Genomic DNA, 13,344 nt, shown 5'->3' with positions numbered 1-13,344 from the left:
ATCCATGCCCGTCACCTCCCTCCGCAAGGCCTGCGTTCGGCCTCCTGAAGTCGCGAAGATCAAGATCAAGATCAAGATCAAGAGCAAGAGCAAGAGCAAGAGCAAGAGCAAGATCAAGATCAAAAGCTTACGTTGCTGCAGCAACCACTTCGATTGACGCTCCCGGTGCAACCCTCTAACCTTCGCGGCGTGTTTCAGGTGCCCTGCCAGCCCCCACTGGGCAGGGTGAAACTGGGAAGCCGGTGGGCGCCAGCATGGCGCGATTCCGGCGCTGCCCCCGCAACGGTAGGTGAGTAGAAGGCCGCGCAGGGCCACTGGATGCCAGCATCCGGGAAGGCGCGCAGGTTTGGGCCAAGGCCCGCTCACAAGCCCGGAGACCGGCCTGAAACTGTCAACGGCATCACGGAGGGTGATGCGCGGTGCACCGTGGCGCCCTGCCATGGCCCCTGCGCGCTCTCCGTCTGCCTGCCTATTCCCTGTCGCCACGCGTGCCGTGGTGCCAGCCTGCGGAGAACCCTGATGAGCGAAGCCACCGAACGCGACGAACGTCACCTGGCGCGCATGCAGCGCAAGAAGGCGGTCATCGACGAACGCATCGCCAATTCCCCCAACGAATGCGGCTTGCTGCTGGTGCTGACCGGCAATGGCAAAGGCAAGAGCAGCTCTGCCTTCGGCATGCTCGCCCGCGCCCTGGGCCATGGCATGCAGTGTGGAGTGGTGCAGTTCATCAAAGGCCGTAACAGCACCGGCGAAGAGCTGTTTTTCCGCCGCTTCCCCGAGCAGGTTCGCTATCACGTGATGGGTGAGGGCTTTACCTGGGAAACCCAGGACCGCCAGCGTGACATCGCTGCCGCCGAAGCCGCCTGGGCGGTGTCGCGGCAGTTGCTGCAGGATCCAAGTGTGCAGTTCGTAGTGCTGGATGAGCTGAATATCGCCCTCAAGCATGGCTACCTCGACCTGGACCAGGTCCTGTCCGACATCCAGGCCCGTCCGCCCATGCAGCACGTGATCGTGACTGGCCGCGCTGCAAAGCCCGAGATGATCGAATTGGCCGATACCGTGACCGAGATGGGCATGCTCAAGCACGCCTTCCAGGCCGGTATCCGTGCACAGAAGGGCGTCGAGCTGTGAGTCAATCGCGCCACTGCCCCGCGGTGTTGATCGCGGCACCGGCCTCTGGCCAGGGCAAGACCACCGTCACTGCTGCTTTGGCCCGCCTGCACCGCAACCTCGGGCGCAAGGTGAGGGTGTTCAAGTGTGGCCCCGACTTTCTGGACCCGATGATTCTCGAGCGGGCCAGTGGCGCGCCGGTGTACCAGCTGGATTTGTGGATGATCGGAGCCGAGGAAAGCCGCCGTCTGCTGTGGGAAGCCGCCGGCGAGGCCGACCTGATCCTGATCGAAGGGGTCATGGGATTGTTCGACGGCACCCCGTCCAGTGCCGACCTGGCGCGCCACTTCGGCGTGCCAGTGCTGGCTGTGATCGACGGTACGGCCATGGCCCAGACCTTCGGCGCCCTGGCCCTGGGCCTGGCGCGTTACCAGGCCGACCTGCCGTTCGCCGGCGTACTGGCCAACCGCGTGGGCAGCCTGCGCCACGCGCAGCTGCTCGAAGGTAGCCTGACCGAGGGCCTGCGCTGGTATGGCGGCTTGTCCCGTGAGCGCGGCATTGAATTGCCCAGCCGTCATCTTGGGCTGGTTCAGGCCAGCGAGCTGAACGACCTGGATACCCGCCTAGATGCCGCCGCCGAGGCGCTTGCCGCCAGCTGCGACGCCGCGATGCCTCCGCCGGTGACCTTTGTCGGCCCCGAGCCGCAGGTGCGTGCTGCCTCGCTGGACGGTGTGCGCATTGGTGTGGCGCGAGACGAAGCGTTCGCGTTCACCTACGGTGCCAACCTTGAGCTGCTGCGCAGCCTGGGCGCGCAGCTGGAATTCTTCTCGCCGCTGCACGACCGTGAACTGCCAGTGGTGGACAGCCTGTACCTCCCGGGTGGCTATCCCGAACTGCATCACCACGCCCTGGCTGCCAATGCGCCAATGAGCGAGGCAATCCGCGCCCATCATGCTCAGGGCAAGCCGTTGCTGGCTGAATGTGGCGGCATGCTGTACCTGCTCGATGCCCTGACTGACGTCGCCGGCGAGCGTGCCGAACTGCTCGGCCTGCTGCCAGGCGAGGCGACCATGCAAAAGCGCCTGGCGGCCCTGGCCTTGCAGGCGGTGGAGCTGCCGGAAGGTACCCTGCGCGGCCATACCTATCACCACTCGCTAACCAGCACGCCGCTGGAGCCGATCGCCCGAGGCCTCAGCCCCAACGGCGGGCGGGGCAACGAAGCGGTGTATCGCCTGGGTCGGCTGACGGCCTCTTACGTGCACTTCTACTTCCCCTCCAACCCTGATGCGGCGGCGGCGCTGTTGCGACCATGAGCGAACACGCCTACAGCGCCGCCGAACGCGCTGCGATCTATCGGGCTATCGGTGAGCGTCGCGACATGCGCCATTTTGCCGGTGGCCAGGTTGCGCCAGCACTGCTGGGCCGCTTGCTGGCCGCCGCACACCAGGCGCCTAGCGTCGGTTTGATGCAGCCCTGGCGTTTCATTCGCATCACCCAGCGTGACCTGCGTACCCGCATCCAGGCCTTGGTGGAGGCGGAGCGTCTGCGCACTGCCGAGGCATTGGGCGAGCGGGCTGATGACTTCATGAAGCTGAAGGTAGAAGGCATCAATGACTGTGCCGAGCTGCTGGTAGCGGCCTTGATGGACAACCGCGAGCCGCACATCTTCGGCCGTCGCACCCTGCCGGAGATGGACCTGGCCTCGCTGGCCTGCGCCATTCAGAACCTGTGGCTGGCGGCCCGTGGCGAAGGGCTGGGCATGGGCTGGGTGTCGCTGTTCGACCCTCTGGCGCTGGCAGCACTGCTGGGTATGCCGGAAGGGGCCAAACCGGTGGCGGTGCTGTGCCTGGGACCCGTGACCGAATTTTACCCTGCACCCATGCTGGTGCTGGAAAACTGGGCCGAAGAACGGCCTTTGAGTGACATGTTGTACGAAAACCAATGGGGAGAGCGCCAATGAGCGTGGCCTTGCTGACCATGGCCGGGGTGGCCCTGGATGCCTTGCTGGGCGAACCGCAGCGGCGCCACCCGCTGGTGGCCTTCGGCAATATGGCCGGTAACCTGGAGCGCCGCCTGAATGCAGGTGGCCGCGGCTGGCGCAGCCACGGCGTGAGTGCGTGGTTTCTGGCGGTGGTGCCGCTGACCCTGGTGGCGCTGATCCTGTCCTGGCTGCCGTACATCGGCTGGCTGGTGGATGTGCTGGCGCTGTACTGCGCCCTGGGCCTGCGCAGTTTGGGCGAACATGTGCTGCCGGTGGCCAACGCCTTGCGCCAGGGCGACCTGGAGGAAGCCCGGCGCCGCGTCGGCTACCTGGTCAGCCGCGAAACCCGGGAGCTGGACGAGCCCGCCGTGGCCCGCGCAGCCACCGAGTCGGTACTGGAAAACGGCAGTGACGCGGTGTTCGCCGCGCTGTTCTGGTTTGTGGTGGCCGGCGCGCCGGGCGTGGTGCTGTACCGCCTGAGCAACACCCTGGATGCCATGTGGGGGTATCGCAACGAACGCTTCGAGCGCTTCGGCTGGTGCGCGGCGCGCATTGATGATGTGCTCAACTATATTCCCGCAAGGCTGGTGGCGCTGACTTACGCACTGCTGGGCAAGACCCGCCTGGCGCTGGCTTGCTGGCGCAAGCAGGGCCCGCTGTGGGACAGCCCCAACGCCGGACCGGTGATGGCCGCCGGTGCCGGAGCACTCGGTGTAGCGCTGGGCGGCCCGGCTGTTTACCACGGCGAACTGCATGAGCGGCCACGCCTGGGCGAAGGGCCGATGGCTGACGCCGATGCCATCGAGCGTGGCTGGAGCCTGGTGCAGCGCGGCGTGTGGCTGTGGCTGTTGTTGATCTGCCTGGGGGCTTACATCAATGCTTGAACACGGTGGCCGCCTGCTGCGTGCGGTGCAACATTACGGTATCCCTCGCGAGCAGTGGCTCGACCTGTCCAGCGGCATCGCGCCCTGGCCGTTCCCGATCCCGCCGATACCTACAGATGCCTGGGCTCGCCTGCCTGAGACCGAAGACGGCCTGGAGGCGGCGGCACGCGGGTATTACGGCGCCCGCGAGCTGCTGCCGGTGGCGGGTTCCCAGGCGGCGATCCAGGCTTTGCCGCTGCTGCGTGCGGCTGGCCGGGTAGGGGTGCTGTCGCCGTGCTATGCCGAACACCCGTATGCCTGGCATCGGGCGGGCCATCATCTGGTCGAGCTGGATGAAACGCAGGTCGAGGCGATGCTCGACAGCCTCGACGTGCTGGTGCTGGTCAATCCCAATAACCCGACCGGGCAGCGGGTACCGCGTGAGCGCCTGCTGGGCTGGCACGCGCGCCTGGCTGCACGCGGTGGCTGGCTGTTGGTCGACGAAGCGTTCATGGACAACACCCCGGCGGATGGCGTGGTCGATTGCGCCGACCTCCCGGGGCTGATCGTGCTGCGATCATTCGGCAAGTTCTTTGGGCTGGCCGGGGTACGCCTGGGCTTCGTCGCCGCCGAGCGCAGCCTGTTGCTGCGCCTGGCCGAGGTGCTTGGCCCGTGGACGGTCAACGGGCCAACCCGGGTGCTGGCCCAGGCAAGCCTGGCCGACAAGCCTGCCCAGCGCGTGCAGATTGAACGTTGCGCTGCCGCCAGCCAGCGCTTGGCAACAATGCTGTCCAGCACCGGCCTTGCCCCCAGCGGCGGCTGTGACCTGTTCCAGTACGTGCGCAGCGAGCGCGCCGTGCAGTTGCATGACTTTCTTGCCCGCCGCGGCATCCTGGTGCGCCTGTTCGAACACCCACCGGCCGTGCGCCTGGGGTTGCCTGAATGTGCGGCGGACGAACAGCGTCTCGCCCAGGCCCTGGCGGACTTTCAAAAGGAATCGGCATGACCACCCTCATGGTGCAAGGCACCACCTCCGACGCTGGCAAGAGCACGCTGGTAACTGCCCTGTGCCGCTGGCTGTTGCGCCAAGGCGTTGGCGTGGTGCCGTTCAAGCCACAGAACATGGCACTGAACAGCGCGGTAACTGCCGACGGCGGTGAAATTGGCCGCGCCCAGGCGGTGCAGGCGCAGGCTTGCCGGCTGGCACCCCATACCGACATGAACCCCGTGTTGCTCAAACCCAACAGCGATACCGGCGCCCAGGTGATCATCCACGGCCGTGCGGTCACCAGCATGAACGCGGTGGCTTACCACGACTACAAAGCCATCGCCATGCAGGCGGTGCTGGCTTCGCACCAGCGCCTGAGTGCCGCCTGGCCGGTGGTCATGGTCGAAGGCGCGGGGTCGCCAGCGGAGATCAACCTGCGTGCCGGCGACATCGCCAACATGGGGTTTGCCGAGGCGGTGGACTGCCCGGTGATCCTGGTTGCCGACATCAACCGCGGCGGGGTGTTCGCCCACCTGGTGGGCACGCTGGAATTGCTGTCGCCCAGTGAGCAGGCGCGGGTCAAAGGCTTTGTCATCAACCGCTTCCGTGGCGATATCGCTTTATTGCAGCCGGGGCTGGACTGGCTGGAGCAACGCACCGGCAAGCCAGTGCTGGGGGTGCTGCCTTATGTCACCGACCTGCACCTGGAGGCCGAAGACGGCATCGATGTGCGCCAAGGCGCCAAAAGCGAGCGCGTGCTCAAGGTGATTGTGCCGGTATTGCCGCGCATCAGTAACCATACCGACTTCGACCCGTTGCGCCTGCATCCGCAGGTGGACCTTCAGTTCATTGGCCCGGGCCAGCCGATCCCGGCTGCAGACCTAATCATCCTGCCGGGCTCCAAGAGCGTACGCAGTGACCTGGCACAGCTGCGCGAGCGTGGGTGGGATAAAGCCATCGAGCGGCACCTGCGTTACGGTGGCAAGCTGATCGGGATCTGCGGCGGCCTGCAGATGCTGGGCCGCGAAGTGCATGACCCGCTGGGTCTGGAAGGGGCTCCCGGCTCAAGCGCTGGGCTTGGCCTGCTCGATTACGCCACGGTGCTGGAGGCCGAGAAGCAACTGCGCAACGTTGCCGGTACCCTGAAGCTTGAAGCAGTGCCGGTGGCCGGCTATGAAATTCACGCTGGCGTCACCACGGGGCCGGCCCTCGAACAGCCAGCGGTACAGCTCGCCGATGGCCGCTGCGAGGGTGCTGTGAGCGCCGATGGCCAGATCCTCGCCACCTACCTGCACGGCCTGTTCGAAGGCAGCCAGTCGTGTGCTGCGCTGCTGCGTTGGGCTGGCCTGGAGGAGGTGCAAAGCATCGATTACGAAGCCTTGCGTGAACGCGACATAGAGCGCCTGGCCGACCTGGTGGAAAAACACCTGGACACGGCGCATTTGCGCCAACTGTGTGGGGTGGCCTGACATGCGCAACCTTATTCTCGGCGGGGCCCGTTCCGGCAAGAGTCGCCTGGCCGAACAGCTGGCCAGTGCAAGTGGCCTACCGGTAACCTACATCGCCACCAGCCAGCCGCTGGATGGTGAAATGAGTGAGCGCGTGTCGCTGCACCGTCAGCGCCGCCCCGCCGATTGGGGGCTGATCGAAGAGCCGTTGGCCCTGGCGGCAGTACTGCGTACCGAAGCGGCCGAAGGGCGCTGCCTGCTGGTGGACTGCCTGACCCTGTGGCTGACCAACCTGCTGATGCTGGAAGACGACCAGCGCCTGGCCGAGGAGCGTGACGCCCTGCTGGCCTGCCTGGAGCAGTTGCCTGGCACCCTCATTCTGGTCAGCAACGAAACTGGCCTGGGCGTCGTGCCCATGGGCGAGCTGACCCGGCGCTATGTCGACCTGGCCGGCTGGCTGCACCAGGCCGTGGCCGAACGCTGCCAGCGCGTGGTGCTGACCGTAGCCGGCCTGCCCCTAATGCTCAAAGGAGCTGCACTATGACTCAAGCCTGGTGGCGTGACGCCTGCCATTCTCTCGACAACGCCGCCATGGACCAGGCTCGTGCCCGTCAGCAACAGCTGACCAAACCTGCTGGCTCACTCGGGCAACTGGAAGGCCTGGCCGTTCAGCTGGCGGGCCTGCAAGGGCGTGAACGGCCAGCCCTGGATCAGGCCGCCATCAGCATTTTCGCGGGTGACCACGGCGTGGTCGAAGAAGGTATCTCGGCCTACCCGCAGGCGGTGACCGGTCAGATGCTGCGCAACTTCGTCGGCGGTGGTGCGGCGATCAGCGTACTGGCGCGCCAGCTGCAGGCCAGCCTTGAGGTGGTCGACCTTGGCACCATCGATCCTCATCTGGAACTGCCCGGTGTGCGCCACCTGCGCCTGGGGGCCGGCACGGCCAACTTCGCCCGCCAGCCAGCGATGACCGAGGGGCAGTTGCACGCAGCCTTGCAGGCAGGCCGCGACAGCGCCCTGCGTGCCGCTGAACAGGGCGCGCAGCTGTTCATTGGCGGCGAGATGGGGATTGGCAACACCACGGCCGCTGCGGCCTTGGCCAGCGTCCTGCTAGGCTGCCCGCCTGCTGAACTCAGCGGCCCGGGCACCGGCCTGGACAACGCTGGCGTGCGGCACAAGGCCGAGGTCATCGAGCGGGCGCTGAACCTGCATGGCCTGCAGGCCGCAGATCCATTGCAGGCACTGGGTTGTGTCGGCGGTTTCGAGATCGCGGCATTGGCCGGGGCCTATATCGGCTGCGCGCAGGCGGGCATCGCCGTGCTGGTGGACGGTTTCATTTGTAGCGTTGCCGCCCTGGTGGCGGTGCGCCTCAACCCGCAGTGCCGGGCGTGGTTGCTGTTTGCCCATCAGGGCGCGGAGCCTGGGCACAAGGCTTTGCTGGATGCGTTGCAGGCCGAACCGCTATTGGCATTGGGCCTGCGCCTGGGCGAGGGCAGTGGTGCTGCGTTGGCCGTGCCGTTGTTGCGCCTGGCCTGTGCGCTGCACGGGCAGATGGCGACCTTTGCCGAGGCCGCCGTGGCGGACCGCCCGGCATGATCCTCGACCTGCTGCGCCACGGCGAAACGGAACAGGGCGGCTTGCGCGGTAGCCTGGACGATGCCCTCACTGACAAGGGCTGGGCGCAGATGCGCAGCGCCGTGGCCGAAGCGGGCCCGTGGCAGGTGCTGGTCAGTTCGCCGCTGCAGCGCTGTGCGCGTTTTGCCGATGAACTGGGTCGGCGGCTGGATTTGACCGTGCAACGCGAAGCAGGTTTGCAAGAGCTGCATTTTGGTGACTGGGAAGGCCGTAGTGCAGCGCAGATCATGGAAGACCAGGAGGATGCCTTGGGGCGCTTTTGGGCAGACCCCTACGCCTGCACCCCGCCCAACGGCGAACCGGTGCAGGCATTCGCCGAGCGGGTGCTGGCCGCTGTCGAGCGTTTGAGCCGCCAGCATGCGGGTAAGCGGGTGCTGCTGGTCACCCATGGCGGGGTGATGCGGTTATTGCTGGCCCGGGCGCGAGGCCTGCCGAAGGAGCAGTTGTTGCAGGTTGAAGTCGGGCACGGGGCGCTGGTGCGGCTGGTGATGGGTGGCGACGGTCAACTGGCCGAGGAACACTGAGATGTTGCCGTTCTCGATTGCCTTGCAGTTTCTCAGCAGCTTGCCCGTGAGCCTGCCGGGCATGCCGGAGCCGCGTGAGCTGGGGCGTTCGCTGCTGTTCTACCCGCTGGTCGGGCTGTTGTTCGGGCTGCTGCTGTGGCTGGCCAGCCTTCTGCTGCAGGGTACGCCAGCGCCGCTGCATGCGGCATTGCTGCTGACGTTGTGGGTATTGCTCAGTGGCGCCTTGCACCTGGATGGTCTGGCTGACAGTGCCGACGCCTGGCTGGGTGGTTTCGGCGACCGTGAGCGCACCTTGCAGATCATGAAAGACCCCCGTAGCGGGCCGATTGCCGTGGTCACCCTGGTGCTGGTGCTGTTGCTGAAGTTTTGCGCCTTGTGGGTGTTGGTTGAGCAGGGCATCGGGGCGCAGTTGCTGCTGGCTCCCTTGATCGGCCGGGCGGCGATGTTGGGCCTGTTCCTCTGTACACCCTATGTGCGGCCTGGCGGGTTGGGCCAGGCGTTGGCCGAGCACTTGCCCCGACGTATAGCCGGGTGGGTGCTGCTGGGCAGTGCGCTGTTCTGCCTGGTCTTGGGCGGCTGGGTGGCAGTGCTGGCGCTGGCTATGTTTGCCTGGTTGCGGCACCTCATTTGCCGACGCCTGGGTGGAACTACCGGGGATACAGCTGGCGCGATGCTGGAGTTGCTCGAACTGGTTGTCGTGCTTGGATTGGCGCTAGGCCTTTGAAGTCGGTCGAAATCTAAAAGCCTGGGCGCGTTGTGAAGGCCACTCACCTGCTGTGGAAGCGGGCTTGCCTGCGAACACGGGCAAAGCCCGTGCCATCGGTGCCTTTGTCTGTGGGGTGGGTGCAGTAACTTCCGGCAACGGTTCGGTAAGTCCTGCAGCTTCTCTGCCAGCGTATCCTCTGCCTCCCCCCATACGACCCGGTAGGCCTCCCGTGCGAAACTGGATCTTTGCCAGTCTGTTGATGCTGCCCAACCTCCCAGCCACCGCCGCAGACCTCATGGCGTTCTGGGATGCCCCTCGCCACGGCGGTAACAGCTTCAACCGGCTGCCACCCGATCAAGCCTATTTCGATGCCCTGAAGGGGTATGGCGCCACATGGGTGCGGCTGTCTTACGACAAATGGCAACCGGTACAACGTGATTTCCTGCTCGGCAATGCCGACGCTTATGCAGGCCTGCCCGCCGCCGACCTGGCTACGCTGCGCGCCACCCTTGACCGTGCTCATCAGGCGGGGCTCAAGGTGGTCATTGCCCCACTCTCGCTACCCGGTATGCGCTGGTCGCAAAACAACCAGGGCCAATTCGATGATCGACTGTGGCAAGACAAGCGCTACTGGTCCCAGGCCATGGCCTTCTGGCGAGACATGGCACGTGAACTGAAAGGCCACCCGGCCATTGGCGCCTACAACCTGATCAATGAGCCCGCCCCGGAAAAACTGGGCGGCTTGGTCGAACACGCCGAACCGGGGCAAATGCAGCAGTGGTATGTGCGAGCGCAGGGCTCCGCGCGCGATCTGCCGTTGCTGTACCGGCAACTGATAGCGGCCATTCGCGAGCAGGACACTGACACACCGGTCATGGTCGATGCAGGTTGGTTTGCTGCCGCAGACGCCTTCGACTACTGGCCTGCTCCCCTGGAAGACCCGCGAGTGTTGTACAGCGTGCACATGTACGAGCCCTATGCCGCTACCAGTGCGCCCAACATGACGCGCAAGCACCCCATCGCCTATCCGGGCGCCGCACCGTTTGCCGGGCAAACCCAGCAATGGGATGGGGCGCGAGTTGAACGCTACTTGCGCCAGCCGTTGGCATGGGCCGAAGCCATGGGCCTGCCGCGGTCGCGCCTGGTGGTAGGCGAGTTTGGCTGCATGCGCAGGCTATCGGGTTGCCGGCAATACCTTGAAGACGTACTCACCGTGCTGGATCGCAATCAGTTGCACTGGGCTTTCTATAGCTTCCGTGAAGACAACTGGGACGGCATGGACTACGAACTGGGTTCGGCGAAGGTGCCGTGGCGCTACTGGCAGGCGATCGAGCAAGGTACGCCAGACCCATTGCCGCGCACAGCAACGGTTGAGTTCGAGCCTATACGAAAGCGCTTGAACCCGGACTGACACTCATCACCCATTGTGAAATCTCTTGCAACAGTCATGACGCGGGTATATACACGTATCCATGCTGACCAGTGAATGCATCTGTACCCATCTGCGTCGCGCCGCCCGCGGGGTGAGCCGGCATTATGACGAGGCCCTTGCCGGCTTCGGGGTCAATGTCGCGCAGTTTTCCCTGCTAAGGCACCTGCAGCGGCTCGACCGCCCCAGCATCACCACCTTGGCCGAAGCCATGGGCCTGGAGCGCAGTACCCTGGGGCGTAACCTGCGGGTACTGGAGGCGGAAGGGCTGGTGGCCCTGGCCGAAGGCGAGGACCAGCGCAACCGCGTGGTGCTGCTGACTGCGGCCGGGACGCAGCTGCTGCATGCCGCGCACCCAGCCTGGGAACAAGCCCAGATCGAACTGGTGGAGCGGTTGGGCGCCGGGCAGCGGGATGAACTGGTGCGTTTGCTGGACCAATTGGCCTGAATTGATACGACCATAAGCGGGTATATACCCGTAAAAACCTTGCGATGTGCTGGAGATAACGACAATGACTTCGGTGTGGCGAACCAGCGGGTGGGTACTGGTGGGGGCGGCTTTGATTCTGGCGCTGTCTCTGGGGGTACGGCATGGCTTTGGCCTGTTTCTGGGGCCGATGAGCGCCGATTTTGGCTGGGGGCGTGGGGTATTCGCCTTTGCCATTGCCCTGCAGAACCTGATCTGGGGGCTGGCGCAACCGTTTGCCGGTGCCTTGGCCGACCGTATGGGGGCCGCACGGGTAGTGATCATCGGCGGCATTCTGTACGCCGTCGGTTTGATCCTCATGGGCATGGCAGACTCTGCCTGGTCGTTGTCGCTCAGTGCCGGTTTGCTGATCGGCATCGGCCTGTCCGGCACATCGTTCTCGGTCATCCTCGGCGTGGTCGGGCGTGCGGTGCCGGCCGACAAGCGCAGCATGGCCATGGGCATTGCCAGCGCGGCCGGTTCCTTTGGCCAGTTCGCCATGCTGCCGGGCACTCTCGGCCTGATCCAGTGGCTGGGGTGGTCCGCAGCGTTGCTGGTGCTGGGCCTGATGGTGGCGTTCATCGTGCCCTTTGTTGGCCTGTTGCGCGACCGCCCGCTGCCCAGCCATGGCACCGAACAGACCCTGGGCCAGGCGCTGCGCGAAGCGTGCTCGCATTCGGGCTTCTGGTTGCTGGCGCTGGGTTTCTTCGTGTGTGGTTTCCAGGTGGTGTTCATTGGCGTGCATCTGCCGGCCTACCTGGTTGACCAACACCTGGCCGCGACCACCGGTACCACGGTGCTGGCGCTGGTCGGCCTGTTCAATATCGTGGGTACTTTCACCGCTGGCTGGCTGGGCGGGCGCATGTCCAAGCCGCGCCTGCTGACCGGGCTGTACCTGCTGCGTGCAGTGGTGATCGTGCTGTTCCTCTGGGCGCCGGTGAGTGCTTTCAGTGCCTATCTGTTCGGCATTGCCATGGGCCTGTTGTGGTTGTCCACGGTCCCGCTGACCAATGGCACCGTGGCTACGGTGTTCGGGGTGCGTAACTTGTCCATGCTCGGCGGTATCGTTTTCCTTTTCCACCAGCTGGGTGCGTTCCTGGGTGGCTGGTTGGGCGGGGTGGTGTATGACCGCACCGGTAGCTATGACCTGGTCTGGCAGATTTCCATCCTGCTCAGTTTGCTGGCCGCTGCCCTGAACTGGCCCGTGCGCGAACGGCCGGTGGCGCGCCTGCAGGCCCAGGCCGTATGAAGCGCTACCTGGGCCGGGGGTTGCTGGCCTTTGGCGCGCTGGCGCTGCTGGTGTTGGCGTGGTGGGGCTGGCACAGGGGCGGGATGGCGTTGATGCAACTGGGCATGAGTGTTTGTTAGGCGCTACCCTGCAAGCTCAAGGGTTGTCTAGCAGGAGAAACGAATCATGCGTGCTCATTGGTTGACAGTGCCGTTGTTGGCCGTGCTTGCCAGCACATCGAGTTGGGCTGCCGATTGCCCGGCGTTGTTGCAAGGCAGCCTGCCGGAATTGCGTGGCAAGGGGCCGATCGACCTGTGCCAGCGCTTTGGCGGGAAGCCTTTGGTGGTGGTCAATACGGCCAGCTATTGTGGTTTTGCACCACAGTTCGAGGGGCTTCAGTCGACTTACAAGGAATATCACGAGCAAGGTCTGGAAATGCTTGGCGTGCCATCCAATGATTTCAAGCAGGAAGATACCGATAGCGAGAAGACTGCCAAGGTTTGCTATGCCAACTATGGCGTTACCTTCACCATGACCAAGACGCAGGCGGTGCGCGGCAAGGATGCGATACCGCTGTTCGCTGAGTTGGCGAGCCAGAGCAGTGCGCCGAAGTGGAATTTCTACAAGTACGTTGTCGATCGTAAGGGCAAGGTGATCGGTAACTTCTCCAGCCTGACCAAACCGGATGATCCCGAATTCCGCGCAGCCATCGAGAAGGCCATTTCCTCACAGCAGTAATCTCGCTGCTCTTGCTCTTGCTCTTGCTCTTGCTCTTGCTCTTGCTCTTGCTCTTGCTCTTGCTTTGGCTTCTAAGTGCGCGGTAGTTCAGGCAACGCAGATTGCGACTTCAGGAGGCCGAGCGCAGGGCTTGCGGAGGGAGGTGACGGGGATGGATGCCCGTCAAGCGCTGGGCCCCAGGATGGGGCCTGCAGCGCGGTCCTCCCGGGAGCAAGCCCGGAGCGAGGG

General features: G+C 64.9%; 15 protein-coding genes and 1 riboswitch. All 15 genes read left to right on the top strand.

Going from position 1 to position 13,344, the window contains the following annotated elements; translation table 11 throughout:
- The first annotated feature begins 179 nt into the window (after positions 1 to 179).
- Positions 180 to 400, top strand: a riboswitch (cobalamin riboswitch).
- Positions 401 to 519: 119 nt separating this feature from the next.
- A complete protein-coding gene (gene cobO / locus AC07XM_RS30200) occupies positions 520 to 1,131 on the top strand; it encodes a cob(I)yrinic acid a,c-diamide adenosyltransferase (protein ID WP_060519934.1) in 612 nt (203 codons plus the stop codon).
- The gene (locus tag AC07XM_RS30195) at positions 1,128 to 2,423 is read left to right on the top strand and encodes a cobyrinic acid a,c-diamide synthase CobB (protein ID WP_016485275.1); all 1,296 of its coding nucleotides are present in this window, start codon (positions 1,128 to 1,130) and stop codon (positions 2,421 to 2,423) included. Before cobO ends, AC07XM_RS30195 begins: the two co-directional genes overlap by 4 nt.
- Entirely contained in the window at positions 2,420 to 3,070 is a 651-nt protein-coding gene (gene bluB / locus AC07XM_RS30190; RefSeq protein ID WP_060519930.1) for a 5,6-dimethylbenzimidazole synthase, read from the top strand. Before AC07XM_RS30195 ends, bluB begins: the two co-directional genes overlap by 4 nt.
- Entirely contained in the window at positions 3,067 to 3,975 is a 909-nt protein-coding gene (cbiB, locus tag AC07XM_RS30185; RefSeq protein WP_016485277.1) for an adenosylcobinamide-phosphate synthase CbiB, read from the top strand. Before bluB ends, cbiB begins: the two co-directional genes overlap by 4 nt.
- Positions 3,968 to 4,960 carry a threonine-phosphate decarboxylase CobD gene (gene cobD, locus AC07XM_RS30180; RefSeq protein ID WP_102690211.1) on the top strand — a complete coding sequence of 331 codons (993 nt, stop codon included), beginning with the start codon at positions 3,968 to 3,970 and terminating at the stop codon, positions 4,958 to 4,960. The genes cbiB and cobD overlap by 8 nt, the downstream gene beginning before the upstream one ends.
- A complete protein-coding gene (locus AC07XM_RS30175) occupies positions 4,957 to 6,411 on the top strand; it encodes a cobyric acid synthase (RefSeq protein WP_070087018.1) in 1,455 nt (484 codons plus the stop codon). The genes cobD and AC07XM_RS30175 overlap by 4 nt, the downstream gene beginning before the upstream one ends.
- 1 nt (position 6,412) lies before the next feature.
- Complete coding sequence (gene cobU, locus AC07XM_RS30170) at positions 6,413 to 6,934, top strand: bifunctional adenosylcobinamide kinase/adenosylcobinamide-phosphate guanylyltransferase (RefSeq protein WP_016485280.1); 522 nt, start codon at positions 6,413 to 6,415, stop codon at positions 6,932 to 6,934.
- A complete protein-coding gene (gene cobT / locus AC07XM_RS30165) occupies positions 6,931 to 7,986 on the top strand; it encodes a nicotinate-nucleotide--dimethylbenzimidazole phosphoribosyltransferase (protein WP_096425711.1) in 1,056 nt (351 codons plus the stop codon). The genes cobU and cobT overlap by 4 nt, the downstream gene beginning before the upstream one ends.
- Complete coding sequence (gene cobC, locus AC07XM_RS30160; RefSeq protein WP_102690212.1) at positions 7,983 to 8,549, top strand: alpha-ribazole phosphatase family protein; 567 nt, start codon at positions 7,983 to 7,985, stop codon at positions 8,547 to 8,549. Before cobT ends, cobC begins: the two co-directional genes overlap by 4 nt.
- Before the next feature lies 1 nt (position 8,550).
- On the top strand, positions 8,551 to 9,273 hold the full coding sequence (locus tag AC07XM_RS30155; RefSeq protein ID WP_102690213.1) for an adenosylcobinamide-GDP ribazoletransferase: 723 nt from the start codon (positions 8,551 to 8,553) through the stop codon (positions 9,271 to 9,273).
- Positions 9,274 to 9,550: 277 nt separating this feature from the next.
- Positions 9,551 to 10,666 (top strand): glycoside hydrolase family 5 protein, encoded by a 1,116-nt coding sequence (locus AC07XM_RS30150; protein ID WP_102690215.1) that lies wholly within the window; start codon positions 9,551 to 9,553, stop codon positions 10,664 to 10,666.
- Between the two features lie 61 nt (positions 10,667 to 10,727).
- A complete protein-coding gene (locus AC07XM_RS30145) occupies positions 10,728 to 11,132 on the top strand; it encodes a MarR family winged helix-turn-helix transcriptional regulator (RefSeq protein ID WP_016485285.1) in 405 nt (134 codons plus the stop codon).
- A 64-nt stretch (positions 11,133 to 11,196) separates the two neighbouring features.
- Entirely contained in the window at positions 11,197 to 12,399 is a 1,203-nt protein-coding gene (locus AC07XM_RS30140) for an MFS transporter (RefSeq protein ID WP_102690214.1), read from the top strand.
- Entirely contained in the window at positions 12,396 to 12,518 is a 123-nt protein-coding gene (locus tag AC07XM_RS30135) for a hypothetical protein (RefSeq protein WP_016485287.1), read from the top strand. The genes AC07XM_RS30140 and AC07XM_RS30135 overlap by 4 nt, the downstream gene beginning before the upstream one ends.
- 46 nt (positions 12,519 to 12,564) lie before the next feature.
- Positions 12,565 to 13,116 (top strand): glutathione peroxidase, encoded by a 552-nt coding sequence (locus AC07XM_RS30130; RefSeq protein ID WP_016485288.1) that lies wholly within the window; start codon positions 12,565 to 12,567, stop codon positions 13,114 to 13,116.
- Positions 13,117 to 13,344: the final 228 nt, after the last annotated feature.

The sequence above is a fragment of the Pseudomonas sp. GW460-LB5 genome (assembly GCF_059423245.1).
The sequence above is the reverse complement of the archived record's forward strand: the minus strand, read 5'-3'. Positions and strand labels throughout refer to the sequence as shown.

What these genes read in the sequence shown, in the direction of transcription:
- cbiB (WP_016485277.1), top strand. Translation starts at nt 3,067, where the DNA reads ATGAGCGTGGCCTTGCTGACCATGGCCGGGGTGGCCCTGGATGCCTTG.
- cobU (WP_016485280.1), top strand. Translation starts at nt 6,413, where the DNA reads ATGCGCAACCTTATTCTCGGCGGGGCCCGTTCCGGCAAGAGTCGCCTG.
- AC07XM_RS30150 (WP_102690215.1), top strand. Translation starts at nt 9,551, where the DNA reads ATGGCGTTCTGGGATGCCCCTCGCCACGGCGGTAACAGCTTCAACCGG.
- cobC (WP_102690212.1), top strand. Translation starts at nt 7,983, where the DNA reads ATGATCCTCGACCTGCTGCGCCACGGCGAAACGGAACAGGGCGGCTTG.
- cobT (WP_096425711.1), top strand. Translation starts at nt 6,931, where the DNA reads ATGACTCAAGCCTGGTGGCGTGACGCCTGCCATTCTCTCGACAACGCC.
- AC07XM_RS30145 (WP_016485285.1), top strand. Translation starts at nt 10,728, where the DNA reads ATGCTGACCAGTGAATGCATCTGTACCCATCTGCGTCGCGCCGCCCGC.
- AC07XM_RS30175 (WP_070087018.1), top strand. Translation starts at nt 4,957, where the DNA reads ATGACCACCCTCATGGTGCAAGGCACCACCTCCGACGCTGGCAAGAGC.
- cobO (WP_060519934.1), top strand. Translation starts at nt 520, where the DNA reads ATGAGCGAAGCCACCGAACGCGACGAACGTCACCTGGCGCGCATGCAG.
- AC07XM_RS30130 (WP_016485288.1), top strand. Translation starts at nt 12,565, where the DNA reads ATGCGTGCTCATTGGTTGACAGTGCCGTTGTTGGCCGTGCTTGCCAGC.
- AC07XM_RS30155 (WP_102690213.1), top strand. Translation starts at nt 8,551, where the DNA reads ATGTTGCCGTTCTCGATTGCCTTGCAGTTTCTCAGCAGCTTGCCCGTG.
- AC07XM_RS30140 (WP_102690214.1), top strand. Translation starts at nt 11,197, where the DNA reads ATGACTTCGGTGTGGCGAACCAGCGGGTGGGTACTGGTGGGGGCGGCT.
- bluB (WP_060519930.1), top strand. Translation starts at nt 2,420, where the DNA reads ATGAGCGAACACGCCTACAGCGCCGCCGAACGCGCTGCGATCTATCGG.
- AC07XM_RS30135 (WP_016485287.1), top strand. Translation starts at nt 12,396, where the DNA reads ATGAAGCGCTACCTGGGCCGGGGGTTGCTGGCCTTTGGCGCGCTGGCG.
- cobD (WP_102690211.1), top strand. Translation starts at nt 3,968, where the DNA reads ATGCTTGAACACGGTGGCCGCCTGCTGCGTGCGGTGCAACATTACGGT.